This window comes from Novosphingobium sp. RL4, assembly GCF_035658495.1.
Classification (GTDB): domain Bacteria; phylum Pseudomonadota; class Alphaproteobacteria; order Sphingomonadales; family Sphingomonadaceae; genus Novosphingobium.
Genome location: NZ_CP141944.1, coordinates 2,337,994 through 2,363,348 on the forward strand (window position 1 = coordinate 2,337,994; position 25,355 = coordinate 2,363,348).

Annotated in this window: 18 protein-coding genes; 11 read left to right on the plus strand and 7 right to left on the minus strand. The window is 63.7% G+C overall.

Annotation, left to right across the window (positions count from 1 at the left end; genetic code table 11):
- The first annotated feature begins 354 nt into the window (after window positions 1–354).
- From U9J33_RS11375 to U9J33_RS11390, 4 genes are read left to right on the plus strand one after another with little or no spacing between them, the layout of a single operon-like run.
- Window positions 355–1,545, plus strand: a complete 1,191-nt coding sequence (locus U9J33_RS11375; protein WP_324695324.1) for a glycosyltransferase — start codon at window positions 355–357, stop codon at window positions 1,543–1,545.
- Window positions 1,546–1,571: 26 nt separating this feature from the next.
- Window positions 1,572–2,498, plus strand: coding sequence for a hypothetical protein (locus U9J33_RS11380; RefSeq protein ID WP_324695326.1), 927 nt, complete (start codon window positions 1,572–1,574; stop codon window positions 2,496–2,498).
- Complete coding sequence (locus tag U9J33_RS11385; RefSeq protein ID WP_324695328.1) at window positions 2,495–3,019, plus strand: DUF2141 domain-containing protein; 525 nt, start codon at window positions 2,495–2,497, stop codon at window positions 3,017–3,019. The genes U9J33_RS11380 and U9J33_RS11385 overlap by 4 nt, the downstream gene beginning before the upstream one ends.
- Complete coding sequence (locus tag U9J33_RS11390; RefSeq protein ID WP_324695330.1) at window positions 3,016–4,167, plus strand: glycosyltransferase; 1,152 nt, start codon at window positions 3,016–3,018, stop codon at window positions 4,165–4,167. Before U9J33_RS11385 ends, U9J33_RS11390 begins: the two co-directional genes overlap by 4 nt.
- 8 nt (window positions 4,168–4,175) lie before the next feature.
- On the opposite strand, the gene U9J33_RS11395 is transcribed toward U9J33_RS11390, so the two are convergent.
- The 5 genes from U9J33_RS11395 to U9J33_RS11415 are packed head-to-tail and all read right to left on the minus strand — an operon-like array spanning window position 4,176 to window position 9,211.
- The gene (locus tag U9J33_RS11395; RefSeq protein ID WP_054437823.1) at window positions 4,176–5,621 is read right to left on the minus strand and encodes an efflux transporter outer membrane subunit; all 1,446 of its coding nucleotides are present in this window, start codon (window positions 5,619–5,621) and stop codon (window positions 4,176–4,178) included.
- Window positions 5,621–6,574 (minus strand): efflux RND transporter periplasmic adaptor subunit, encoded by a 954-nt coding sequence (locus U9J33_RS11400; protein ID WP_324695332.1) that lies wholly within the window; start codon window positions 6,572–6,574, stop codon window positions 5,621–5,623. The genes U9J33_RS11395 and U9J33_RS11400 overlap by 1 nt, the downstream gene beginning before the upstream one ends.
- Entirely contained in the window at window positions 6,571–6,786 is a 216-nt protein-coding gene (locus U9J33_RS11405; protein WP_054437824.1) for a DUF1656 domain-containing protein, read from the minus strand. The genes U9J33_RS11400 and U9J33_RS11405 overlap by 4 nt, the downstream gene beginning before the upstream one ends.
- On the minus strand, window positions 6,783–8,834 hold the full coding sequence (locus U9J33_RS11410; RefSeq protein ID WP_324695334.1) for an FUSC family protein: 2,052 nt from the start codon (window positions 8,832–8,834) through the stop codon (window positions 6,783–6,785). Before U9J33_RS11410 ends, U9J33_RS11405 begins: the two co-directional genes overlap by 4 nt.
- Window positions 8,831–9,211: a MarR family transcriptional regulator gene (locus U9J33_RS11415; protein WP_231635882.1), complete on the minus strand. Its 381-nt coding sequence runs from the start codon at window positions 9,209–9,211 to the stop codon at window positions 8,831–8,833. The genes U9J33_RS11410 and U9J33_RS11415 overlap by 4 nt, the downstream gene beginning before the upstream one ends.
- A 288-nt stretch (window positions 9,212–9,499) precedes the next feature.
- Here U9J33_RS11415 and ggt point away from each other — a divergent pair, with 288 nt between their 5' ends.
- The 3 genes from ggt (at window position 9,500) to U9J33_RS11430 (ending at window position 14,205) form a co-directional block, all read left to right on the plus strand.
- Window positions 9,500–11,173 carry a gamma-glutamyltransferase gene (gene ggt / locus U9J33_RS11420; protein WP_420719882.1) on the plus strand — a complete coding sequence of 558 codons (1,674 nt, stop codon included), beginning with the start codon at window positions 9,500–9,502 and terminating at the stop codon, window positions 11,171–11,173.
- 100 nt (window positions 11,174–11,273) lie between these two features.
- Window positions 11,274–12,599, plus strand: coding sequence for an amino acid permease (locus U9J33_RS11425; protein ID WP_324695337.1), 1,326 nt, complete (start codon window positions 11,274–11,276; stop codon window positions 12,597–12,599).
- A gap of 1 nt (window position 12,600) precedes the next feature.
- Window positions 12,601–14,205: an NAD(P)/FAD-dependent oxidoreductase gene (locus U9J33_RS11430; protein ID WP_324695339.1), complete on the plus strand. Its 1,605-nt coding sequence runs from the start codon at window positions 12,601–12,603 to the stop codon at window positions 14,203–14,205.
- 39 nt (window positions 14,206–14,244) lie between these two features.
- Here U9J33_RS11430 and U9J33_RS11435 read toward each other — a convergent pair whose 3' ends face one another.
- Window positions 14,245–15,624, minus strand: a complete 1,380-nt coding sequence (locus U9J33_RS11435; protein WP_324695341.1) for a M20/M25/M40 family metallo-hydrolase — start codon at window positions 15,622–15,624, stop codon at window positions 14,245–14,247.
- 219 nt (window positions 15,625–15,843) lie between these two features.
- Window positions 15,844–17,523, minus strand: a complete 1,680-nt coding sequence (acpA, locus tag U9J33_RS11440) for an acid phosphatase (RefSeq protein ID WP_185997358.1) — start codon at window positions 17,521–17,523, stop codon at window positions 15,844–15,846.
- A gap of 349 nt (window positions 17,524–17,872) precedes the next feature.
- Here acpA and U9J33_RS11445 point away from each other — a divergent pair, with 349 nt between their 5' ends.
- The 4 genes from U9J33_RS11445 to U9J33_RS11460 all read left to right on the plus strand — a co-directional run bounded on the left by U9J33_RS11445 (window position 17,873) and on the right by U9J33_RS11460 (window position 25,327).
- Window positions 17,873–20,602, plus strand: coding sequence for a TonB-dependent receptor (locus U9J33_RS11445; RefSeq protein WP_324695344.1), 2,730 nt, complete (start codon window positions 17,873–17,875; stop codon window positions 20,600–20,602).
- Window positions 20,603–20,937: 335 nt separating this feature from the next.
- Complete coding sequence (locus U9J33_RS11450) at window positions 20,938–23,694, plus strand: TonB-dependent receptor (RefSeq protein WP_324695346.1); 2,757 nt, start codon at window positions 20,938–20,940, stop codon at window positions 23,692–23,694.
- A 105-nt stretch (window positions 23,695–23,799) separates the two neighbouring features.
- Complete coding sequence (locus tag U9J33_RS11455) at window positions 23,800–24,324, plus strand: RNA polymerase sigma factor (RefSeq protein WP_324695348.1); 525 nt, start codon at window positions 23,800–23,802, stop codon at window positions 24,322–24,324.
- Entirely contained in the window at window positions 24,317–25,327 is a 1,011-nt protein-coding gene (locus U9J33_RS11460) for a FecR family protein (RefSeq protein WP_324695350.1), read from the plus strand. Before U9J33_RS11455 ends, U9J33_RS11460 begins: the two co-directional genes overlap by 8 nt.
- Window positions 25,328–25,355: the final 28 nt, after the last annotated feature.

Below are 25,355 nucleotides of genomic sequence, written 5' to 3' on the forward strand. Positions count from 1 at the left end.
AAATCCACGCATGACCACCCCGGCTTTCGATCAACGGCGGCAGCTTTGAGCGTGCAGGTCTTACATTCAAATATCTGATAATATTAAATAAATATCTTTAAGTCGGCGCTTCCTGATGCGTGCGGGCTATGGCACCGGGCGTCAACTGCTGCCGAGCACCGTCGTTTGCCCGGTCGATGACAGTTTCCCAGCAATTTCACGTCTCGCAGATGACGGTGAGAACGACCGTCACAAACCCGAAATCAGGCCGCCATATCAGCCCGTCTCGCGCTGGAATTAATCGGCATGCCTGCTGCGGGTCGCGTGGTTCGGCGGAGTCTTCCCGAAGATCCAGGCCATGACAGCAGGAGCCACATGACGGACGCGCTCAGGATTCTGGTGCCGCTGCACAGCCCCGATCCGGGCGGAGTTGAACGCGTGGCGCTGGGGCTCGCTGCGGAATGGGATCGCAGCGGGCACCAGGTGACCGTGGTGCTTGGCCGGGCAAGCGGCTGCGATCTCTCCAGGCTGCCCGAACTGGATTATTGGCAGATCCCCACCCGCCTTCCCACGGCGTCGTGGGAGACGCCCTGGATGATCCACTCGCTATACAGCTACCTCGTCGATCAGGGCGCCGACGTGCTGTTCCTGCCCGGCAACACTTATGCCGTGGTCGGTGCGGCGATGCGCCTGTTGCTGGGTGAACACGCGCCGCCCATGGCGCTCAAGGTCAGCAATGCCCTGCACCGGCCCGACATGTCTCCCTGGGTGCGGCACGGATACGGCGCATGGCTGCGCGTCCAGGGCCGCATGTTCGATCGGCTGATCGGCCTTTCCGAACCCATGGCGCGTGAAATCCGGGAAACGACGCGGGCCAGGGCAAGCCAGGTGGAAGTCATCGCAAACCCGATCCTGTCCCGTGCTCGCCTTGCCCGTCTCACTCGGTTCGACAGGCGACCCGGCTCGGTCTGGGGAACGCGCTATCTCACAGCCGGACGCCTCGCTCCGCAAAAGAACCATGCCATGATGCTGCGCGCCTTCGCACGCGCCGCCCGCCCGGCCGACACCCTCACGATCGCAGGCGAAGGCCCGGAACGCGGAGTCATCGAAAATCTGGTCCGACAGCTCGGCCTCGATGGAAGGGTCTTCCTCACCGGCTATCTTGGAACGATCGATACCCTGCTGGCCGATGCAGACGTTTTCGTGCTGAGTTCCGACTACGAAGGCCTGCCCGGCGTCGTCGTGGAAGCACTGGCGGCAGGTCTGCTGGTACTGTCAACGAACTGCTGCGTCAGCATGGAATGCCTGATCGAGGAAGGTCGCACCGGCCTGCTGGTACAGCCGCGGGACGAAGGCGCGTTTGCCGCAGGGCTCACGCGCATCAGGGAGCTCGGCGGAGACCCCGACCGAGCCCGGGACATTGCCGCGCGCTACGAGGTCGAAAGCGCGGCGCGGCGCTATCTCGAAATGATGACGCAGCTTCACCGCCAGCGCGAACACAACCGCCGCCGCAATCTTGGGCTCAGTGCATGGACGGGGCACGCGTCCCGGCAGCGCACGCTCTGACCCCTCCCCTATTCGCGGAGACTTTCGTGACAGAGACCGCCGCCATTCTGGCGCCAGATGCCCCGGCCCTTCAACTGACGCCGCAGGACCGCGATCCGCGTCGTGGCCGTAACGCCGCGTTTTCCATTATTCTTTCGCTCGCTGTCGTTGCCGCGGTCTTCCATGAACTGGGCGGGCTCGACCTCCGGAATCTCATCGCGATGGTGCCGGCGACCCCCGGCTTCTGGGTGGTCTTCACGCTGAGCTATCTTGTGACGCCGGCCAGCGAATGGCTCATTTTCCGGCGGCTCTGGGGCATCCCAGGCTCCGGCATGCTCGCGCTGCTGCGCAAGAAGGTCTACAACGAACTGCTGCTTGGCTACCTGGGAGAGGCGTACTTTTACACTTGGGCGCGGCGCCGGGTCGCGCTGGGAGCAGCGCCGTTCGGAGCGGTGAAGGACGTGGCCATCCTGTCGGCGATGACCGGCAACGGGGTGACCATGGCTCTGCTGGCGGTGATGGTGCCGGTCATGGGCACAACGCGGCTCGGGCTCGACAGCCGGATGATGACCCTCTCTCTCGGCGTCCTGCTGGTCGTTTCTGCGGCCGCCATGCTGCTCCGCCGCCGCGTCTTCTCGCTGCCTCAGGCCGATCTCGTCATGATAACGCAGATCCACTTCGGCCGGATCGCGCTGACGACGTTGTTCAATGCCCTGCTCTGGCATCTGGTTCTTCCCGAAGTGCAGCTTTCCTGGTGGCTTTTCCTTGCCACGCTGCGTCTGCTGGTCTCCCGGCTGCCGTTGATACCCAACAAGGATTTGCTGTTCGCAGGGGTCGCAGTGCTCGCCCTAGGCCACGAGCGTGACATCGGCGCGCTCATGACCTTGATGGCGGGCCTGATTCTGGCGGCGCATCTCGTGCTAGGGGCGCTGCTGGCAGGCAGAGACCTGGCAATCCCCGAGCAGTCGGCATGAACGCACCGGCCTTCATCGTGCTGCTTGCCGCCGCCCTCATTCCCTCCACGCCCGATCTGGGCAAGGCCGAAGGCCGGTGCCGGCCGAACGAGAGCGGTCCAGCCTTCGTCGTCGAGCCCGTGGGCCTCAAAGACAGGAGCGGCAGGCTCCGGCTGGAGGTCTACCCCGCCAACGAGAAAGACTTCCTTGCCGACGACAACGTCCTCGTCAGCGCCGGGAAGACCTTCCGCCGCGTCGAGGCGGCGTTGCCTCCCAGCGGCGTCCCGAGCCTTTGCATCCGTGTGCCCGCGCCCGGCACTTACGCCGTCAGCCTGCTTCACGACCGCGACGACGACCGCAAGTTCGACTGGAAGATCGACGGTATCGGCTTCTCAGGCAATCCGAAGCTGGGTTGGGGCAAGCCGAACGTGCGCAAGGCGAGCGCCGCCGCCGGCACGGGGCTCACGAGCCTGCGCATCGTCATGAATTACCGCAGCGGGCTCGGTGTCGCGCCCCTTCAGGCAAAGGTCTTGAGCAAATGAAAATCGTCGACGTCTGTGCCTTCTATTCGCCCCACGGCGGCGGCGTACGCACTTACGTGGAACAGAAGCTGCGGATCGGCCCCGCCATGGGCCATGAGATCGTCATCCTTGCCCCCGGGGACGAGGATGCTGTGATCGAACGTGGCCCCGGCGCCCGCATCGTCCTGGTAAAAAGCCCGCGCTTCCCGCTGGACCGGAAGTACTGGTACTTCAACGAGCCCGAGCGGCTCCACGCCGCGCTCGATGCCGAAGCGCCCGATTTCGTGGAGGCGACATCACCCTGGCGGAGCGCCGGGCTCGTGGCGGACTGGCCGGGCGATGCACCGCGCAGTCTGGTCATGCATGCCGATCCGCTGTCCGCCTACGCCTATCGCTGGCTCGGCAACGTCTTCTCTCGCGAGACCATAGACCGGCAGTTCTCGGTATTCTGGGAGCACCTGCGCCGCCACAGTCGCCGGTTCGATCACGTCGTCTGCGCCAACAGCGATCTTGCAAGGCGGCTTGGCGAAGGCGGCGTATCGCATACCGTGACGATCCCGATGGGTGTCGAGGGAGGCTGCTTCTCACCCGCTCACCGCGACCCTGCGCTTCGGGCCGAATTGCTCGCGGCCTGCGAACTGCCGGAGAGCGCCGCGCTCTTGCTGGCGGTTGGCCGTCTCGCACCCGAAAAGCGCTGGCCGCTGGTGATCGATGCTGTGGGCATGGCAAGCCAGCGGACGCCAATCGGCCTCGTCATGCTGGGCGAAGGCCGCGAGCAGCGCACGATCCTGCGTCACATCGCCGGCAATCCGCATGTCCGCCTCTTTGCACCCGAGCGCGAGCGCGCGGCATTCGCCCGCATCATGGCGAGTGCCGATGCCCTGGTGCACGGCTGCGAGGCGGAGACCTTCTGCATGACAGCTGCAGAGGCCCGTGCAAGCGGCACTCCGGTGATCGTCCCGGACGCGGGCGGCGCGGCGGACCATGCAGCAGGAGGCGCGGGCCGGACTTATGCCGCCGCCGATGCGCAGGCCGCAGCCGAAGCGATCCTCGCCGTCGTGCAGGAGCGGCCCCGCCCTGCGGTCACCGCAAGGACCATGGACGCCCACTTCGAAGACCTGTTCGCGGCTTATGCAGCCTGCCTCGACAAGCGCCGCAAGGCAGCTTGAGGTAGAGCCTACTGGCTCTGCTGCCACCCCCCGCCAAGTGCGAGGAACACCGCGATCTGGTCATCCACCAGAGCCGCTTCGGCAGCGGCATGGTTGACCTGCGCCGTCGCCAGCGCACCTTGCGCACTTAGCAGATTGAGGAAGTCGCTGCGACCGAAGCGGAACAGCTTGCCCGCCTGCTGCGCGGAAAGACCTGCGCTGTCGCTCGCCCGGCCAAGCGCGTCGGTCCGGTCGGCATCGCGGGCGTAAGTCTCCAGCGCAGTCTCGGTGCCGCGCAGGGCGTCCAGTACGGTCTGGTCGAACTTCGCGATATCGGCTTCGACCTGGGCGTTGGCCGCGTCGATCCGCGCGTGAATGATCGGGCGATTGGGGAACGACCAGCTCAGCAACGGCCCAAGGCTGAAGCCGAAACTGTGCGTCTTGCCGATATTCTCCAGCTTGCCGTCGTTGATGATCCCGCCGCCGATGCTGACCGTCGGGTAAAGATCGGCGGTTGCGACCCCGATGCGCGCCGTATCGCCAGCAATCGTGCGCTCGGCCTGGCGAATGTCCGGACGTCGCCGGATCAGCGCCGCACCATCGCCCACCGGCATCGGCTGCGAAAGTCGCGGAAGCGTAGCGCAGCCTTCGACTTCCCTTGGATAGTCAGCGGGTGCCCTGCCGAGCAAGGTTGCCAGCAGGTAAAGCGCCGACTGGCGCTTGGCCTGGAACGCCGGAAGGTTGGCCCGGCTGCTTTCTACCGCGGTACGTGCCCGGCTCACATCGAAGGCGGTGCCGCGCCCTCCTCGCTGGAGGCGTCCGGTCGCATCCAGGGTCTGCTGTTGCAGGGTGATGACTCTCTGGACTGTCGCGATCTGATAATTGGCCGCGCAGACATCGGCGTAAGCCTTGGTCGTGGCTGCCGCCACGCTGATCCGCACGGCGTCTCGCGCCGCCTCCACCGCTTCGCGGTCAGCAAGACTGCTTTCGATGGCGCGCTTGATCTTGCCGTTCAGGTCGAGCGGATAGGATAGCGTCAATCCCAGATCGTACGTCAGCACGCCGGGCATGTTGGTCCCGGCCGAAGTGGTCGAATAGTCTCGCTCGAGATCGGCATCGGCGCCGATAGTCGTGGCCAGCGTCTTCTGGCCGGTATATTCCCGGATGACGGCGTCCGCCTTGCGCAGGTTCGCGTCCGCCGCCCGGATATTGGCGTTTGCGGCGAGCGCCTGCTCGACAAGACCATCAAGCCGAGGATCGTCGTAGAGCCGCCACCAGCGGTCCGGCAGTTCGGCTTGCGAGAATGCCTGCCCCTGCCCGGATACGAACGGCCCGTTGGCCGCAGGCGCACTGGCCACCGAATTTTCAGGCGGCGCATAGTCGGGCCCGGCCGTGGCGCAGCCCGCCAGAAGCGCAGGGCCCAGAAGCGCGGGGGCCAGAAGCGCGGGGACCAGAAGCGAAACGCGGTTCCTCATCACTGCGTCGCCTCCACGGCCGGCGCGGAAGGCGCAGCCTGAACCTGACGCTGAGACGGTGCCTTGGTGCGGCCGCGTGTTCCGGCACCGGGCTGTTCGATGGTAACGGTCGCCGTGCGGCCGGAAATCAGGTTCACGCCCTTGGGTACTTCGGTTAGGCGCACGCGCACGGGAATGCGCTGGGCAAGGCGGACCCAGGTGAAGGTGGCATCGACGCTGGGCAACAGGTTGCGCGAATCGGTGCGTGTCGTATCGTTGATCCCTGCCGCAATGCTTTCGACCACGCCCTTGAGCGGACGCTCCTCACCCATGAGCACGACAGTTACCGGCGAGCCGACATGGATGTTCGGCAGCTTGGTTTCCTCGAAATAGCCTTCGACACGAATGGAATCGCTGTCGATCAGGGCCATGGCCTGATTGCCGGGCGCCACATAGTCGCCGGGATGCAGATCGAGGTTGGTCACGGTGCCGTTGACCGAAGCGTGCACGTTGGTGCGGGCAAGGTCGAGCTTGGCCTTGTCTAGCCCGCTGAGCGCCTGGTCGAGCGCAGCGCGGGCCGTGGCGACGGCGGCGACGTTCTGCTCATGGGTTTCGGTGGCCACGAGATCGCCAAGCGCCAGGTCGCGCCTGGCCTCGCGCTGGGCCTGTCCCAACCGGGCCTGGGCGCTTGCTACTGCCGCCTGCGCCTGCTCCACGGCCAGCGAATAGCGCGGGCGGTCGATCACGAACAGCAGGTCGCCAGCCTTGACCGTCTGGTTGTCCTTCACCTCCACCGAAGTGACGAGGCCGCCGATGTCGGGCGTGACGCGCACGACGTCGGCACGGACGCGGCCGTCGCGGGTCCAGGGACTGTCCTCATAATGGCGCCAGAGCCAGATCGCGATCACGGCGGCAAGAATGACGAGGACAGTGGTGGCAAGGCTGGGCGCGAGCCGGGCAAGAAAGCGCTTCATTGGCGGAAACCGATCAAGGGAGAGGCCCAGACGAGAAGCCCGAGCACGAGGATGTAGAGGCACAGGTCCACCGCCGCACGATAGGCGAACAGGCGGTAGAAACCGATGACATTGGCAATGCGCATCAGCACCAGGGTGATGACCGAGGCAATGACGGCAAGAACCAGCAAGGTGGGGAGGAAAACCCCGTCGATGGAGACTTCACCCCTCATGCCGCCAGCGCCTTCGGCGTGGGGCTCGAAGCCGGAAACAGGTTGCGGCGCAAGCTGACCAGACCCAGCGCACCGGCGCGGCTCAACTCGGGGTCTTGGTCGTTCAACACGGCAGTCATGGCGATGTCGATATCCTCAAGCAGGATGGGGTCGGCAGGAGCGGGACGGTCGGGATCCAGGCCGCGATAGTATTCGCCCACTTTCTGAAGAACTTCCGTAAGCGGCCCGCGTTTGGTCGGCGGAAGGGCAAGGCGCAGTTCGCGCAGTTCGCCGATCGCCACGCCTGTGCGCAGATCCCTCAGGGCGTCGTAAAGCGGTTGACCGGGGGAACGGCCTGCCATGGCGAGACGGGGGGCCAGCAAGGCGATCCGGTCGAGCATGCGATTGATCCAGGCCCGCACGTCCGGCGGGCTCATCAGGTTTGCGCGCTCGGCGATATCGGCCCACCCTGCCCGCACGGTGCTGCGGATCGCCGCATGGCTCCCCGTCGAGTTGAGCAGGCGGATGACGACAATGGCGTAGATGATGCCGACAAGCTGGGCGAGCGCGCCGTTCACGAAACCGGCGAACCCGCCGACATACTGGTCCGAAACGAGAACCGGCGAACCCAGTCCCAGCAGCATGGGCAAGGCGATGCCGCCCCACCGGGGAGACTGCATAAGCGTTCCCAGCATGAGCAGCATCGGCGCCATGGCCAGGGCATATTCAAGGAACCCGTCGAGCCGCGGCATTATGACGAAGCCATAGAGCAGCCCGATCAGCGTCGCGATCAGCGTTCCCAGGAAGAAAGCGCGCAGCGGGGCAAGCGGATCGGGAGCAGCCGCGAACAATGCCGTGAAGACACCCGCCAGCATGACCGCCGTGGCTCCTTCATGCCAACCGCTGCCGATCCAGAGAGCACATCCGATGCAGATCGTGAAGAATGCGCCGATGGCGCCGCGCGTCGCCCCGCCGAAATCGCGGTGCAGTTCACGGCCGCGACGTCCTTCCACGAGTTCGGAAGCACGCGGACTGATCGGGCGAGTGCTCGGCGTGGAAAGCTGCTCGGCGAGCAGGCGGCAGTCGCGATGGGCGCCGATCAGGGACGCAAGGCGCGAAAGCAGGCTGAGCAGGATAAGCTCGTCCCACGAGGAATCAGGGCCAACACGCGGTTCCAGCGCGCGGCTGCGCTCCTGAAGCGCGGTGGCCGCGCTCTCGCGCTCGCCGAGCGGCATCGCGTCGAGCCGGGAAAACCAGTGACGGGTATCGGCCAGCAGGCTCTCGACTTCGGCGGAAATGCTTCCTGCCGCGCGCAATTGCCCGATCCGGTCCGTCACTGCGGCGCCCAGCGGCATGATGAGCGAGAGCTGGTCCTGCAAGGCGCGTACCGTGCGGATACGCGGCGCGATGCGGGTGCTCTCGTAAGGGAGGTGAATGGAAAGCTGGTGCAGTTCGGTCACGTCAAGCGCAAGGCGCTGGCGTTCCTTGTCGATTGCCGGGTCGCCATCGAGCAACAGGGAATCGCTCGACCAGCGCTCGGCATCGGCGAGAATGTTGGCCACCCGTTGCAGCATGAAAGCGGAAACCGAGCGCGGCAACACGAGCGCGTGGACGAAACTGCCACAGAGGATGCCGATGGTGATTTCCTGCACGCGCAGGGTCGCCACCGTGAAGATCGTGCCGGGAACGTCCACGCTCGGCAGCACGATAAGCACTGCGGTATAGCCGGCCAGAACAAAGGCATAGGAACGCGGCGTGCGATCCAGCAGGGAAACGAAGACGCAGAGCGCCAGCCATGCCCCTATCGCGATCGTCAGCAATTCCGGTGCGTTGACGAGCACGGGCACCATGATGACCGCCATCCCCGCGCCGATAAATGTGCCGATCACGCGGAACATCGCCTTGGACACGACAGCCCCCGCCAGCGGCTGTGCGACAATGTAGGACGTGAGGAAGGCCCAATAAGGACGTTCGAGCCCGATCGACAGCGCAATGTAGATGGCCAGCATCGAGGCCATGTAGGCCTTCACGGAAAACAGCGCTGCGTCCAGTCCGAAACGTTTCGTCATTGCCGGGCGGCGCTTTCCGCAATGCGTGCGGCGATGCGGTCAAGCACGCGCACGACAGTCTCGACGTCTTCCGTCGGAATGCCATCGAGCAGCGTTGCACGCAACTCGATCAATCGTTTGTCGATCCGTTTTGCAACGATAGATCCTTCTTCGGTCAGCCGCAGGTGCTTGGCCCGGCGATCGCTGTCGTCGGCATGACGCTCCACCAGGCCTGCGTCTTCGAGCAGGTGCAGCGTGCGGACCAGCGAAGGCTCCGTCACGTTGATGACGCGCGCCAGATCGCCCTGCCGTACCTCGTCTCCGAGACGAAGCAGGTGAACGAGCGCCCATGCCGAGGAGTTCGAAACTCCCAGGGAGGACAGGGCCGAATCAGCCATTTGCTGCCAGGAACGCGAAACCGGCCCCAACCTCGCGGCCAGAGCCTTTTCGCTCGATCGTCGTTCTTGCATGAGACGGGTAATTAGAGTGCTAACTAATTCGCGCAAGATGCTTTGACGTGGATTTTATGTCAGTTGCAGTGAGTTTATTGCAATGCCGCATGGGGGTGGCGCAGCCGCAAGGGCGACGCTAAGCCGCTGCAAATGCCTGCTCTCACCTTCCGGAGAATGCCCTTGCGCCGCTCGTCTCTCGCCCTTGGCCTGTCTGCGCTGATGTTGACGGCAGCCATGCCCGCCGATGGCAGGACGCCTCATGCCGTCTCCGCGACGGCCGAGCCGACCGGCCAGTCGGCGACGGCACGACATGCCATGGTCGCCGCCGCAAACCCGCTGGCGGTCAAGGCAGGAGTGGACGTTCTGAAGGCAGGCGGTTCAGCCGTGGACGCAGCGGTCGCAATCCAGGCCGTGCTCGGTCTGGTCGAACCGCAAAGCTCGGGTCTCGGCGGCGGCTCGTTCATGGTCTACTACGATGCGAAGACGCGCAAGGCGACCGCCTATGACGGCCGCGAAGTCGCTCCGGCCAGAGCGACGGACCGGCTTTTCCTGGGTGCCGATGGCAAGCGCCTGCCGTTCGTCGAGGCGGTGCTCGGGGGAATCTCTACCGGCGTGCCCGGCGCGGTGGCCATGCTGGACATGGCGCATCGCGATCACGGCAAGCTGGCGTGGTCGGAATTGTTCGGCGAAGCGCACAAGCTCGCGCAGGACGGCTTTATTGTCAGCCCGCGGCTCGCTGGAATGATCTCCCAGCGCAAGGCGCCCCAGGCCTCGGCTCCAGACGCAAGGCGCTACTTCACCAAGGCGGACGGCATGCCCTATGCGGCGGGCGACCGTCTGAAAAACCCGGATTACGCCCGTTCGCTCGAACGGATCGCGAAATTCGGCGCTTCCGGCCTGCTCACCGGCCCGATAGCCCAGCAGATCGTCGATCGGGTAAGCCAAGGGCCTTATCCCAGTGCGATGACGCTGGCGGACCTTGCCAGTTACCGTCCGCGTTCTGGACCAGCCCTTTGCCGCACCTACCGTGTGTACCTGGTCTGCACGCCGCAGGCTCCGTCCGGCGGGCCGGGCCTTCAGATGGCGCTCGGCATTCTCGAACATACCGACATCGACAAGCGCAGCGCCAGCGATGAAAAGGCATGGTTCGAATTCGCGCAGGCAAGCCGCCTCGCCTATGCCGACCGCGACCGCTATGTCGGCGATCCGGCCTTCGTGAAAGTGCCGCTCGAAGGTCTGCTCGACCCCTCATACGCTAAGGAGCGCGCGGCGCTGGTGGGCGAAAAAGCTGGGCCGGTCACTTTCGGCAAACCGAAGGGAGCGCCGGAATTCGGCCCCGATGGCACCAATGAGCCCGGCGGCACCAGCCATATCGTCATCGTCGATACGCAAGGCGATGTCGTCTCGATGACCACGACGGTTGAAAGCATCTTCGGCTCCGGACGAATGGTAGGCGGGTTCTTCCTCAACAACCAGATGACCGATTTCTCGTTCAGCCCGACGGACGACGACGGGGCGAAAGCCGCGAACGCGCCGGCCGCCGGCAAGCGTCCGCGTTCCAGCATGGCTCCCACGATCGTCCTGACCCCTCAGCACAAATTCGTCGCTGCCGCCGGCTCGCCCGGTGGCAGCGCCATTCAGGCCTACAATCTCAAGGTGCTGGTCGCCCTGCTCGACTGGAAGATGTCCCCGCAGGATGCAGTGACGCTGCCCAACCTCGTCGCCAAGGGCGACAGCTACAGTGCCGACGTCTTCCCCGCGCCGATCATGGAAGGGCTGGCGGCAAGGAACATGCCCCTGTCGACCGCAAGGGGCGAGGAATCGGGCCTCCAGGCGATTGTCGCCACGCCGAACGGCTATATCGGCGGCGCAGATCCCCGGCGCGAAGGCGTGGCAAGAGGGTTCTAGGCGGCGTGGATCGCCCCGCACTTCCTCCCCCCACTTCCTCCCCGTTGAAAATAGCGTAGTCATGCCATAGGGGCCGCTGCCTTTCATTCAGGGATACAGCATGGCAGGCGATTGGGACGAGGCGGAACAGGCAGGGGGCGGCAAGGCTTCCGTTATAGCCACATCGTCGGGAAGCCTCGGCCTGATGGCGGCGATCGCCTTGGTCATGGGAAACATGATCGGCTCAGGCGTGTTCCTGCTGCCGGCCAGCCTGGCTCCGTTCGGCTGGAACGGCGTGATCGGCTGGCTGACGACGATCAGCGGCGCTCTCGTCCTCGCCTTCGTTCTCAGCCGCCTGACACATGCCCGTCCAGAAGCCGGCAGCCCCGCCGGTTTCGTCACCGACGCCTTCGGCAAGACCGCCGGGTTTTTCATAAGCTGGATTTATCTCGTCTCGCTGTGGACCTCGGTGGTTACGATCGCGGTGGCCGCGGTCAGCTACCTGTCCAGCATGGTACCGTTTCTTGGACGGGGCGAACATGTCCCCGCCCTTGCCGCAATCGCCCTGCTCTGGCTGGTGACGCTGATAAACCTGCGCAGTACGCGCGCTGCGGGGAACTTCCAGATCGTCACGCTGGCGCTCAAGATAATTCCCCTCCTGGTCGTCATAGTGCTGGCCGTCCATATCCTTGCCAGTGGCAAGGCCCAACTGCCCTCCTTCGATCCCTCCGAAGTTCGCTCCGGCGCCATCAACGGCGCCGCCACCCTGACGCTATGGGCCTTGCTCGGCTTCGAATCCGCCAGCGTCGCAGCCGCGCGCGTACGCAACCCGAAAGTGAACGTCGCGCGGGCCACGCTTTGGGGCACCGCGCTGACCGGTGCGCTTTACCTGATGGTTTGCTCTGCCATCGCCCTGCTCCTGCCCAGCGACCTCGCTTCGCATTCGGCAGCGCCGTTCGCCACTTTCGTCGCCCGTTTCTGGGACGGTAACGCAGCGATGCTCATCGCCGTCTTCGCCGTCATCAGTTGCATCGGCGCGCTGAACGGGTGGACCCTGCTTGAAGCAGAAATGGTGCGGGACATGGCCAGTCGTCGCCTGTTACCGCACTGGCTCGCCGAAACCGACGCGCGCGGAACGGCGAGGCGGGCTCTTCTGGTTTCCGCCGTTGTCGCCAGCTGCTTTGCCGCCTTGAACGCCAGCAGGACCATGCAGGCCCTGTTCGAATACCTCCTTCTTCTGTCGACCTCGGCAACGCTATGGCTCTATCTTGCCTGCGCGCTTGCCGCGCTCAGGCTCGGCGTTGCGCGCATCCCCGCGCTGCTCGGCGCGCTCTATGCTCTGTGGACCCTATGGGGCGCCGGGATCGGCGCCAGCGGCCTCAGCTTCGTCCTGATGGCGCTGGGTCTTCCCATCTGGCTCTGGCTCAAGCACAACGAGATCGACTAGCATGACGAAGAGATACGATGCCCTCATCATCGGTGGCGGACACAACGGCCTGGTCTGCGCGTTCTACCTCGCCCGTTCCGGACTGAAGGTACGTATTCTCGAGCGGCGCGGTGTCGTCGGCGGCGCGGCGGTTACGGAGGAGTTCCATCCGGGTTTTCGCAATTCGGTCGCCAGCTATACCGTAAGCCTGCTCCAGCCCAAGGTCATTACCGACATGAAGCTGGCGGAGCATGGCTACCGCGTGATCGAGCGACCGATTTCGAACTTCCTGCCGCAGGAAGACGGCCGCTACCTCAAGCTCGGTGGCGGGCTGGAGCGTACTCAGGCCGAGTTTCGGCGCTTTTCCCCGCATGATGCGGATATCCTCCCGGCCTACTACGATGCACTTGAAGGCGTTGCCGAAGTTCTGCGCGACCTCGCCCTCAAGTCTCCTCCCAATGCCGGAGACGGCTGGCGCGGCCTGATCGATGCAGCGCTGCAAGGGCGACGAGTTGCGGGCCTCCCGATCGAAGCTCAGCGAGACGTGCTCGACCTGTTCACCAAGTCTGCACGTACCCTGCTTGACGGCTGGTTCGAAAGCAAGGCGGTGAAGGCTGCCTTCGGTTTCGATGCGGTCGTCGGAAACTATGCCTCGCCCGATACGCCGGGCAGCGCTTACGTCCTGTTGCATCACGTCTTCGGCGAAGTGAACGGTAAGAAAGGAGCATGGGGCCACTCAGTGGGCGGGATGGGTCAAATCACCCGCATCATGGCAGAGGTGTGCCGCGGTCTCGGTGTAGAGATCAGTCTGGAAAGTCCGGTAGAGCAGGTCCTTGTCGATGGCGGCAAGGTCGCGGGGATTCGGCTCGAAAGCGGCGAGGAGATTGCCGCGCCGCGTGTCATCGCCAATGTCGGCCCAAAGCTTCTCTATGGGAAGATGATGGCAGCAAGCGATCTCTCGCCCGACTTCGCCCGCCGGATGAAAGGGTTCAAGGCGGGCAGCGGCACCTTCAGGATGAACGTGGCCCTATCCGAATTGCCGCGCTTCACTTGCCTGCCGGAGCCAGGCGAACATCACAGGTCCGGCATCATCATCGCGCCAACTCTGGACTACATGGACCGGGCGTTCCTTGACGCAAAAACCTACGGCTGGTCGCGAAAGCCCATCGTCGAGATGCTGATCCCCTCGACCATCGACGACAGTCTGGCCCCGCCGGGCCAACATGTAGCCAGCCTGTTCTGCCAGCAGTTCGCCCCCGAACTTCCCGGCGGCAGGGACTGGGATGACGAGGAGGACAAGGCCGCCGATACGATCATCGATACGGTCGAAGCCCAGGCCCCCGGCTTTCGTGCCTCGATCCTGGGACGGCAGATACTGAGCCCGAAGGGGCTGGAGCGCAAATTCGGCCTTGTGGGCGGCGACATCATGCATGGCAACCTGACGCTGGACCAGATGTGGTCGGCGCGTCCGGTGCTTGGCCACGGATCCTATCGCGGCCCGATCAGGGGGCTCTACATGTGCGGTGCGGGCACGCATCCCGGAGGCGGCGTCACCGGAGCGCCGGGACACAACTGCGCGCACGAAGTTATTGCCGACGGCGCCCGAATGAAGCGCTTTCGCATCTAGAAAATACCGGGCGGGATCACGCCCGCCCGGCGTATTCCCTCACTTGCCGGCAAGGTCCCTGTAAAGGCTGAGATAGTAAGTGATGCCCGGACGGACGTTGAGCAGCGGCAGTCGCTCGTTGAGGCCGTGGGCGAACTCATCGGAGTCCTTCATCATCGACGCACTCGCGCCGTAGCTGGGCACACCCACCGCGCGGTACCACATCGAATCCGAAGCACCCGAGGCCTGTGACGGGATGATCGGGATCGGTCCCCAGGCTGCCGTCACCGCCTTGCGCGTGGCGGCCACGAAGTCCGGTCGCATCGGTGATGCGGGCGACATGGTGGAGGCATCGCCGGTCACGTCGGAGAACTTCGCCGCCGGTACGTTCGCGACTTTCTGCAATTCAGCCATGATCTCCTCGCGGGTATGGCCGGGGAAGATGCGGCAATTGATATTGGCGGTGGCCCGCTGCGGCAGCGCGTTCTGCGCATGCCCGCCGGCGATCATCGTTGGCACGCATGTGGTGCCGGTACGCCCGACCATGGAGGGATTGGCCCGCAGCACCTTGAGCGCCGCCTCGTCGTTGGGGTCGGCTGCGAAGGCGCGCATGGCGCCGGCCAGCGCCGCGTCGGGCTCCAGCTTGGCAGCCTCCACCCAGTAGGCACGGGTAATGTCGTTCAGTTCCGGCTGAAAGTGATAGTGCCCGATCCGCTCAAGCGCTTCCGAAAGCTGGACGATGGCGTTTTCCGTGCGCGGCGCGGAACTGTGCCCGCCCGCGTTCGTCACCTCGATCTGGTAATCGACATAGGTCTTTTCAGCCCCCTGCCATGACCAGAACGACGGCTTGCCGGTCTTCTCGGAAAGCGTGCCCGAAGCCCCGTCGACGTTGAGTACGAGGTCCGCGTTCTTCAAGCGTTCGGCAATCAGCTTCGAGGTCGCCATCGAGGTTTCCTCATCGCCGGAATACGCGATCACGAGGGTACGCTTCGGCCGGAAGCCCTGACGGCGCAGTTCGATCATCGATTCCATCGCGAGCACCGCTTCGAACTTGGTGTCGCTAGCGCCGCGTCCGTACAGGTAGCCGTTCTCGACTACGGGCGTGAAGGGGTCGCGCTCCCAGTCGGCGGGCTTGGCTTCCACCACATCCATGTGTGCGGAAACGACCAGCGGCTTGAGCGAGGGATCGCTGCCTGGCCATGTCGCGATCAGGTAGGCAGTGTCCTTGTGGGGCACGATCTCGATGTCGCCCGCGTTCCAGCCGTTCGCGAGCAGCTCCTTGCGGAACAGTTCGGCGACGTCGCCTGTCTTGTTGCCTTCACCCTCCACGGAACGCAGCGCGATGGCTTGCTTCGAGATTTCGAGAACCTGCTTCTCGGCCTCCGGATGAGCCTTCGGTGCAGCTTGCGCGCCGGTTGCCGCCAGCATGGCGGCCGCCAAGGAAGCAGCGGTAAGTGGAATATGCCGCATGGATCTGATGCCCCTGTTTTTCTGAAAATGCGATCCGAAGTTCGTGCTTGACCGGAGGCGATGGAGAATCGCTCCGAACCCCGGCACTCTGTCGCATTCGCAGGTGCAACGCACCTGTTTTGCGGACTTTCCTGCACGGTTTGAAGCAAACGGCAAGAGTAGGCGCCATTGGCCGCCCACCCTGCCGGCTCAGGCGATATCCAGCGCGTTCGTAAGGTCACCTGGCGCGACACCGCCGGCCGCGATCATCGCATCTTCGCGCGTTTGCAGGCCCGGCAGTTTCTCCAGCCCGAACCGGCGGGTGAGGAAGCGCGCGATGGAACCTGTGTCGTAGATCGTGTGATCCACCGCACCCTTCTTTGCATGGGGCGAAACGATGACGGCGGGAATGCGCGTGCCCGGCCCCCAACGATCCCCTTTTGGAGGGGCCACGTGATCCCACCAGCCGCCGTTCTCGTCGAAAGTGATCACGATCAGCATTCGTTCCCACTGGGGGCTCGCGCGTAGGCCGTCGATGACAGCGGCAATATGGCGATCTCCTGCATCGATATCCGAATAGCCGGCATGCATGTTGAGATTGCCCTGCGGCTTGTAGAAGCTGACCGCCGGAAGTTTACCCGTCTCGGCATCGGCCAGGAAGCGATTGGTGCGGGCCGTGCTGCCTTCGCCGCCGTCGCGCAGATGCTTCGCACGTTCCGCGGTGCCCGGCGCGAACCGATCATAATAATTGAACGGCTGGTGATGCGGCTGGAAATTCGGGCGCGAAGGGAAAGAGGCATCGTTCAGACGCCCTTCCATCGCTGCGTTCCACCCTCCGGCATACCAGGCCCATTCAACACCCTTGGCCGAGAGCATATCGCCGATAGTCTTGTGCTGTTGCGGCACCAATGTGTGACTACTGCCGGCATTGGCGAAACCGGGTTTCTCGGGGTCGAGTTCGTAGGTCGGCGCGTAAGGCGGCAGCATCGTGTTCACCGCCCAGAAGTCCGGCGAGAGTGTGCTGGTAGAGAACATCGCAGGACCGTCCATCGCACTGGCCGCATTCCTGGGATCGAGCTTGAGCTTGATGCCCTTGGGATCGTCTCCCTCGATATGCGCGATACGCTTGGCGACGGGGCTCTTGTCGGCATCCGGATAGAACGGCGGCTGCGCGGCGATGAGGTATTGGTGATTGAGGAACGAGCCGCCGAAAGCACCCATGAAGAAATTGTCGCAAAGCGTGAATTCGCGGGCGACCTGCCAGAGCCGCAACTGCGCGCGCATATCGCCGTAGTGGCCCATGACCAAGGCGCCGCTATCCCCCCAGGCGACGAAACCGTCGTTCTTGCCACCATTGATCTGCCACTGGTTCTGATAGAACGCATGGACGAGATCACGGGTGACGAGCCCATGCGGAAGCGGATCTCCCTCCGGCGTCTTGAGCGCGAAAGGACCGTTGGCGATCGGGCCGAGGTCATCCGGGCCAATCTGATATTCGGTATGTTCGACGACCTGCTTGCCAGGAACAAGCCCCTCCCAGATCTTCGGGAGCCTGTCCATGATCTTGCCGTCACGGTCACGCTGGGCGGTGCGCTCTGCCGGGACGGATGCGAGCGGTTGCTCCAGGCCGGGAAAATCGGCGAAGAGATTGTTGAAGCTGCGGTTTTCCGCAAAGATCACGACCACGGTATCGATCGCATCACGCAGTTTCGCATCGCTTACCCGAGCACGGCTTTTAAGCCCCTTCCCGGTTGCGGCAGCAGCCTCTCCGGGAGCGCCGGCAACGGCAGCGGCACCAAGCGCAGCGGCAAGGCCGCCCAGAAAGTCGCGGCGGTCGGAGCGCACAATGGGCTCGTCTGCCTGCGGCTTGGGAAGGTCGGAATCGGTCATGGAAGCTCCGGCGGGAGGAGAAATTTCTTCGGCTGTTTGCGTTTACCGATAAGGCAAGTCAACCACCCGCCATCATCCACGCGATCCAGATTTACAGAACACTAATAGAAACTTCACCAAATATCACAAAAGAACAATAGTTTTATATTTTAAAGTTCTAATACCTTACCAACAATTGAAAATTATTATTTATATATTTATTCAAAAAATTCCTTTGAAATAAAAATGTAATCAAAGTTACTCCGAACTTTCACAAAATTCTTCTGTCCCCATCGCGTCGATCACGCGCTCTCCACCCCCGACCGCCGCAGGGCCTTCCGCTCACGGCATCCATCGGGGAGTTATTCGAATGTGGACCAAACGCAGCCTCTGGCTGGTATCGACAGCCATCGCCTTCGGCACGATGGCAGCTCAGCCGGCTTACGCCGAGGGCGAACCTGCAGCTTCTCCTGAAAACGATATCGTCGTCACCGGCTTCCGCGCCAGCCTTCAGGGCGCTCGTGACGTGAAGCGCAATGCGACAATCATCCAGGATTCGATCGTTGCCGACGACATCGCCGCCTTCCCCGACCTCAACCTTGCCGAAGCGCTCCAGCGCCTGCCAGGCGTCGCCATCAACCGCGAAGCCGGCGAAGGCCGCAGGGTCAGCTTGCGCGGCCTTGGTCCGGACTTCACCCGCGTCCAGCTCAACGGCATGGAAGTGCTGGGCAACGTGGACTCTCCGCAGGACAGCCGCGGCCAAGGCACGCGCGACCGCGCGTTCGACTTCAACATTTTCGCCGCCGAACTGTTCAACCGTGTGGATGTGCGCAAGTCCTTCTCGGCAGAGCAGACCGAAGGCGGCCTTGCCGGCACAGTGGGGCTCTATACCGCGCGCCCGTTCGACTATGAGGGCACGAAGGTAGCCTTCTCGGCCTCGGCCGGCACCAATACGCTGACCAAGGATTTCCAGCCGCGCCTGACCGGCCTCGTCTCGAAGAACTGGGGCGATTTCGGCATCCTCGTCTCCGCCGCCTACAGCCACCGCCAGACCCGGGAAACCGGCCTCGATACCTATCGCTGGCGCCTCAACAAGGCGAACGGCTCGGATATCTCGGGCCTGACGCAAGAGGAACAGGACAAGATCAACTCTGGTGAACTGCGCTTCGCGCGCGGCAACCGACTTTCGGTCTGGGACAGCACGCAGGACCGCCTTGGCGTAACGGCTTCGGCGCAGTGGAACCCGTCCGAAACCGTGCATCTCACGCTGGACGGCCTTTACGGCAAGTACAAGGCCGACCGCTTCGAGACCCATCTCGCCTCGCGCGGCAGCGGCGGTTCCACCTGGCTTGGCGGCGGGCAGACCTTCGCGGGCGTGAACTATCCGAACTCGACCATCAACGACATCGAGTGGAACGACCAGAACGAGGTTACCTACCTTGACGTTTCGGGCGCACAGACCGCTACCGAAACCCGTATCCAGAAGACCACCAACACGTTCAAGCAACTGGTCCTCAGCGGCGACGCCGAGATCGTGCCGGGCCTCAAGGCGACGTTCCTGGGCGGCATCGAGCGTTCCAGCTACGACATGCCGGTGGACGACCATTTCTACACCGAAGCCTATGGCGACGTGATCTCAGACTATCGCGGCGGCAACTACTCGCTCGTCAACACTTATGGCTGGGACACGAGCGATGCGTCGAACTACCACGCGCATGAAATCGACATGAACCAAAGCTTCCAGGATACCGCCTTCGACAACATCAAGGGCGCCCTCGCCTACGAGTTCACGCCCGACGACAAGATCTCCGTCGGCGGCGAATGGCGGCGGTTCAAAAACTCCGGCTTCAAGCGCACCTACAACGATGCCCTGCTGAACGATTTCAAGTCAGGTGCAGTAAGCGCAGACATCGGCGATTATTCGCAGGTCTACACCGGCTACAAGGGCCAGGACTGGGTGATCGTCGATTATGACAAGGCCCTCGACGTGCTCGGCATCGACCGGGGGAACTACCTGACCTCGAAGAACAGCGTCTTCGCGGTGGAAGAGCGTACCGCCGCCGGATACGTGCAGTACGACTGGAACCATCAGCTCGGCTCCCTGCCCTTCCGCGGCAACATCGGCGGCCGCTACTATCATACGGACATCCTTTCGGCGGGCATCGGCACCGTGAGCGGCGCGAATACGCCCATCGCGGTTTCAGCGAGCTATCAGGGCTTCCTGCCCGCCGTGAACATGATCTTCGAGCCGGCTCGCGATCTTGTTGTCCGCGCTTCGGCTGCGCGCAACATCAACCGTCCCTCGCTCGGCTCGCTGGCCGTCAATGGCACCGTTTCGGTCGGTGACAACGGCGAACTGTCTGTCTCGGTCGGCAACCCTGCCCTCAAGCCCTACAAGTCCACCGACCTCGATCTTTCGGTCGAGTACTATTTCGGCAAGGTCGGCTCGGTCAGCGGGGCCCTGTTCTACAAGACGCTGGACGGCTTCATCACCACCCAGACCGTCAACGACGTACCCTACAGCCAAACCGGCCTTTCGACCGATCTTGTCCCTGGCGCGACCGGCAACACCATCGTCACCTCGTTCTCGCGTCCGGTGAACCTGGGCAAGACGGACCTGTGGGGCCTCGAACTTTCGGCGCAGACGGATTTCACTTTCCTGCCCGCACCGTTCGACCACCTCGGGACAGTGGTGAACTTCACATATGTCGATTCCAGATACGATTACTCAACGATGTACAGCGGCGGCGCCAACACCACGCTTGAAGGCTTGAGCAAGTACAACGGCAACGTCACGCTCTACTATCAGGATGCAAAGTTCGACATTCGCGGATCGGCCAATTACCGCAGCAGTTACGTCTATAGCGCAGCACCGATCACGAGTTCGCTGGGGCTCGACCAGGATCTCTCGGGCTATGCGGCAACTGTCTATGTCGACATGTCCGCCCACTACAAGGTGACTGATGCCATCCAGCTCACGCTCGATGCGATCAATCTCACCAACCAGCACGAACGGCAGTACTCGGACAGCACCAAGCGCCTTTATGTGAATACCCGTTCGGGTACGACCGTTATGGGCGGCGTCCGCTTCGAGTTCTGATGGAAAGGGCGCGAGGCACATCTCTGTCTCGCGCCCCAACCGGCATGGCGAACAAACGATAGCGCAAGGTCACATAACCGTCATCGAGCCCTGATAGCGGCCGCGCCGGAGGGCTTGTGTTTCCCAGCGGTCGCGTTCGGCTCATCACATCCTGCATGGTTCTGGCACTGGCCGCACCGCTTGCGGCCGGAAGCGCACATGCACGTGCTGGAAAGCCTGCGCTTCCAACATCGCGGCCAAAGCCGCGCAGCATTGCCTTCAAGATCCCCTCCGGCCGCGTTGTCGATGTTCTGAGGGCGATTTCCCAGCAATCCGGCGTACAGATCGTTACCTCGGTGACACGGGACCTGAAAATCCGTCGTGCTGTACGAGAGCGGCTGACGGTCGAAGAAGCCCTGGCAAGGATCGCCACCGAGGTTCCGGTAACGGTAAAACGGATGCCGGACGGGTTCGTGGTCACTCAGGGCATATCATCCGCATCTCGCAGCCCTGCACCTTCTCCGGCTGCGACTGCCGCGACATCGGAACCGGAAGCGCCGCCCATCATCGTCACCGGCTACCGTGAAAGCCTGAGGCAGGCGGTGGCGGAAAAGCAGGGGGCGCAGTCCATCCTCGAGGTCACCCGTGCCGAGGATATCGCCGCTTTCCCCGACCACAATGCTGCTGACGCTCTGCAACGCCTGCCGGGAATTGCCATCAGCCGTGACAATGGCGAAGGCAGGCAGGTTTCGCTGCGCGGTCTCGGACCGCTTTTCACCCGCACCACACTGAACGGGATCGAGGCGCTCGCCACCACCGCATCGGGTTTGGACAATCGCGGTTCGGCCAGTCGCCAGCGCCGGTTCGACTATTCGGTGTTCGATGCAGGGCTGTTCTCGGAAGTCGAAGTGCTCAAGAGCTGGTCGGCGGATCGCGAGGCCGGCGGCGTCGGCGGGACAGTGGCCCTGCGCACGGTTCGTCCCTTCGACCAATCCGGCGACGTCACCCTGCTTTCCATGCAAGGCCGCGCAGGTGCCAACAGCAGTGCCGTCACGCCGCAGCTCACCGCCGAAATCTCGCGGAGAAACGATCGATGGGGTGCGCTTCTGGCGTTGTCCTGGAGCCGGAATCGGGTTTCCGAATACGGCTACCGCAACTGGGACTGGGTTCCCGTCGTCTTCGGAGAAGCCAACGTCGGCTCCGGGGTGAGCAGCGAAGACCGGGCGCGCCTTACCGGCCATGGCGATCCACTGTACATGTCGCGCGCGCAAACTTACTCGACCTGGACTAACCGTTTCGATCGGCTGAACCTCGTTGCCTCGCTCCAACATGAGAGTGACGGTGGGGTCACAATAGCGCTGGATCTCGTTCACGCGCGGCTGTCCAATCATCGCGAGGAATACTCGCTGGCCGCAGCCGGAACCAACGGGCTGACTGCGGATGTCGATGGCACCCAGTTGCTCAACGCGGTAACGGTCGTGGGGAACACGATCACCGCGGCGGATTTCAGCAGGGTGGACTTCCGCTCGGAGCACAAGCTGACGGAAGATCACACCGATTTCAGTCAGGCGGTGTTCTCGCTCGACGCACCGATCGGAGAACGCACGAAGGTCGCCGCGCGGATCGGCTATGCCCGCAGCGATTTCGAGGAGCCGGTGTTCGACAAGGTTTTCCTCGAAGCCGTCGGCAAGAACTTCAGCTATGTCGCGACCGGGCATGGCGCACGCAACGCCTATGGTTTCGACCTCACCCAGGCTTCCCAGTGGAGCCTCATGCGGGCGGACACCCGCGAAGATTCGATCGTCAATCAGAACGTCACAGCAAGGGTCGAACTGAGCCACACCATCGCTTCGGGGCTCGAATTGCGCCTCGGCGGCTCCTATCGCTACTTCGGCAACGACGGGTACGAACGGCGTGTAAGGGTTGACTACGAGGAAGGCAGTCCCGCTCTGACATCCCTGTTCAACGGCCAGACGCTGGCCCCTTATATCGTCGCCGATGTCGATGCCACTTTCGCCGCGACCGGGCAGCAGCGCGATCTCGGCGGCGGCGATGACATGCCCGGCACCGCCTACGCATTGCATGAAAACACTTATGCCGCTTTCGCACTCGCCGCGGTCGGTGGACAGCTTGGCGCAATGCCGCTCAGGGCCGAGTTCGGGCTTCAATACCAGCGCGTGGATACCCTTTCCTCAGGCAAGGCCAGTACCGACGTCAGCCAGTATCCGGTTTCCCTTCGCAGTAGCCGGGGGGCGTGGCTACCCTCGATACAGGCGCGCCTGGAACTCCGTCCCGACCTGCTGCTGCGTCTTGCCGCCAGCCGTAACCTGAACCAGCCCGACGTCGCCGACCTGCGCGCCGCGGCACAGGTCAATGCGACGCCGTTCGGCGGCACCATCACCTCGGGCAATCCGGCCCTGAAGCCCTTCACGGCCGATGCGCTGGATCTGTCGATCGAGCACTACTCGGGCCGAGATGGCTATGTCTCTCTAGGCCTGTTCTACAAGCACCTGGATTCGTTCATCACCTCTCAGACCAGCGTTACGCCCTATTCGGAAACCGGCTATCCGCTGGAGTTCCTCTACGCCGATCAGGCCCCCTCGATCCTCTACAACGTCGTGCGCCCCGTGAATGGGTCGGGTGCCTCGATCTTCGGGCTGGAGGCAGCCGTCCAGCGTGACCTGCGCTTCCTGCCCGCTCCGTTCGACGGTTTCGGAATGGCCGCAAACATCACTTTCGCCTCAGGCAGGAGCGACGTGACCTACGGCACCGATACAGTCGACCTGCCCCTGATCGACCTGTCTCGCTGGTCGGGCAACGCTACGCTCTATTACACGGGGCAAAAGTGGGATGCGCGGATCGCCGCCGCATACCGCGGAACGTACCGGGTTGGAGTGGGCAATAACGGCAACATCGGGGAATGGATCAAGCCGAGCCTGACACTCGATCTCGCCGCTCACTTCGCACTTGGTGAAAAGCTGCAGGCATTGGCGGAGGCCCGTAACCTGACCGACGCTCCGATCGCCCAGTACACCGACCGCGATGCCCGCCGACTGCTCGCCAGAACCCGCAGCGGGCGGGTGTTCTCCGCCGGGCTCAGGTACAGATTTTGAGGATGCGATGACCATCCTGTCCCCACCCGGCCGCCTCGACGCTCTTACTTCGCAAACCGCATTGGAATTGCCGGACATGCCGCGCTCATCACCGGGCCGTCGACAATGTACATGACCGATGCCGCCAGCCAGCTTTCCGCCGGGCTCGGGCGGCTGCGCAGCTATGTTCGCAAACGGATGCGCGACCCGGGCGGCATGGAGGACGTGGTGCAGGAAACGCTGGTACGCGTGATCGAACAGGAACGCCGACAAGTGATCGAGCAGCCTCTGGCCTATGCCTTCAGAGTTGCAGACTCTGTCATCATGGCAGGCGCCCGCAAGGCCGCGCGCGAAACGGAACTGGATGAATTCGAACTGGTCTGCAACCTGCCGCTGGCCGACGAGGTGCTCGATTACCGCCAGCGCCTCGGCCGGTTCGAAGCCGCCCTCGAACGACTTACCCCGCAACGCCGCACAGTGTTTCGCATGCGCCATATCGACGGAAAATCGCGGCAGGATATTGCGGCTGAAATGAACCTCAGCGTGGAGGCCGTGAAGAAGCACCTCGTGCGCGCAATGGCCGACCTCACCCTCTCCCTCGGCGACGACTGGGCGCCGGAAGCCGGGGCAGGAACCAACCATCATGGATGAACGACAGCTGGAAATGATTGAAACCGCCGCCGACTGGGCGGATCGCTACGATGACCTTGACGAGGCCGGTCGCCGAGAACTGGCGCGCTGGCTGGAGCAATCCCCTGAACATGGCCGGACCTTTGCCCGCATGAGGCAAATGCTCCAGGACGGAGCGCTGGCGGAAGCGCTCGAAAGCACAGCGAGCGTCGTGGAGGTGCCCATTCCCGTACTGCCGCGTCAGCGGCCTTCGGCAATGAGGCCCGGATTGCGGCGCACTGGGCAGGAGGCGCCGGGTCTCGGTAGGCGGCAGGCTCTCGCTGCCGGTCTGGCCGCGCTCGCAGTTGTACCCCTCGGCAGCTATTTCCTATTCCGGAACGACAAAGACGTGCCAGCCTCACCGCTCCGTTTTGCCAGCGCCGTCGGCAAGCGGCGCCATTTCACGCTGCCTGATGGCTCGGGCCTCTTGCTGGATGCCGCTTCCTCGGTCGCCGTTCACTTCACAGCCGACATGCGCGCAGTAGAGCTGGAGCGCGGAGCTGCCCGCTTCGATGTCCGCCACGATGCCGCGCGCCCTTTCGAAGTCCGCACCCCCGGGGCGAGCATGACCGCGCTCGGCACCAGCTTCAGCGTCGATCGATTGACTGGTGCGTCGGAACTGCGCGTCTTTTCCGGACGGGTTCGGATGGCGGCGGACGGCCATGACGCGTTCGTCGTCCCGGCCCGGGAATGGGCGTTGTTCGACGGCAGTGCGACAAGCCGGGGGAATTTCGATGCCGAGACCCGGCCGGACTGGCAGAACGACTGGCTCGACGCAGATTCCATGCGGCTCGGCTTCGCGATAGAGCGGCTCGCCCGGTATAGCGAAACACCCATCCGGCTCGGCGATCCCGCACTGGCTAGCCGCACTTTCAGCGGCCGCTTCCGGCTGGACCGGCCAGAACAGTCGCTGGCCCTGATCGGCGCCCTGTTCGGCCTTGAAGCAAGCCGCCGCGCCGATGGTATCTACCTTGTAACTGCATGAAACGGAAGGGCGATCCTGCACCTTGCCG

What these genes read in the sequence shown, in the direction of transcription:
- U9J33_RS11400 (WP_324695332.1), bottom strand. Translation starts at nt 6,574, where the DNA reads ATGAAGCGCTTTCTTGCCCGGCTCGCGCCCAGCCTTGCCACCACTGTC.
- U9J33_RS11455 (WP_324695348.1), top strand. Translation starts at nt 23,800, where the DNA reads ATGTACATGACCGATGCCGCCAGCCAGCTTTCCGCCGGGCTCGGGCGG.
- U9J33_RS11390 (WP_324695330.1), top strand. Translation starts at nt 3,016, where the DNA reads ATGAAAATCGTCGACGTCTGTGCCTTCTATTCGCCCCACGGCGGCGGC.
- U9J33_RS11410 (WP_324695334.1), bottom strand. Translation starts at nt 8,834, where the DNA reads ATGACGAAACGTTTCGGACTGGACGCAGCGCTGTTTTCCGTGAAGGCC.
- U9J33_RS11395 (WP_054437823.1), bottom strand. Translation starts at nt 5,621, where the DNA reads ATGAGGAACCGCGTTTCGCTTCTGGTCCCCGCGCTTCTGGCCCCCGCG.
- acpA (WP_185997358.1), bottom strand. Translation starts at nt 17,523, where the DNA reads ATGACCGATTCCGACCTTCCCAAGCCGCAGGCAGACGAGCCCATTGTG.
- U9J33_RS11415 (WP_231635882.1), bottom strand. Translation starts at nt 9,211, where the DNA reads ATGGCTGATTCGGCCCTGTCCTCCCTGGGAGTTTCGAACTCCTCGGCA.
- U9J33_RS11460 (WP_324695350.1), top strand. Translation starts at nt 24,317, where the DNA reads ATGGATGAACGACAGCTGGAAATGATTGAAACCGCCGCCGACTGGGCG.
- U9J33_RS11445 (WP_324695344.1), top strand. Translation starts at nt 17,873, where the DNA reads ATGTGGACCAAACGCAGCCTCTGGCTGGTATCGACAGCCATCGCCTTC.
- U9J33_RS11405 (WP_054437824.1), bottom strand. Translation starts at nt 6,786, where the DNA reads ATGAGGGGTGAAGTCTCCATCGACGGGGTTTTCCTCCCCACCTTGCTG.
- U9J33_RS11425 (WP_324695337.1), top strand. Translation starts at nt 11,274, where the DNA reads ATGGCAGGCGATTGGGACGAGGCGGAACAGGCAGGGGGCGGCAAGGCT.
- U9J33_RS11385 (WP_324695328.1), top strand. Translation starts at nt 2,495, where the DNA reads ATGAACGCACCGGCCTTCATCGTGCTGCTTGCCGCCGCCCTCATTCCC.
- ggt (WP_420719882.1), top strand. Translation starts at nt 9,500, where the DNA reads ATGCCCGCCGATGGCAGGACGCCTCATGCCGTCTCCGCGACGGCCGAG.
- U9J33_RS11430 (WP_324695339.1), top strand. Translation starts at nt 12,601, where the DNA reads ATGACGAAGAGATACGATGCCCTCATCATCGGTGGCGGACACAACGGC.
- U9J33_RS11375 (WP_324695324.1), top strand. Translation starts at nt 355, where the DNA reads ATGACGGACGCGCTCAGGATTCTGGTGCCGCTGCACAGCCCCGATCCG.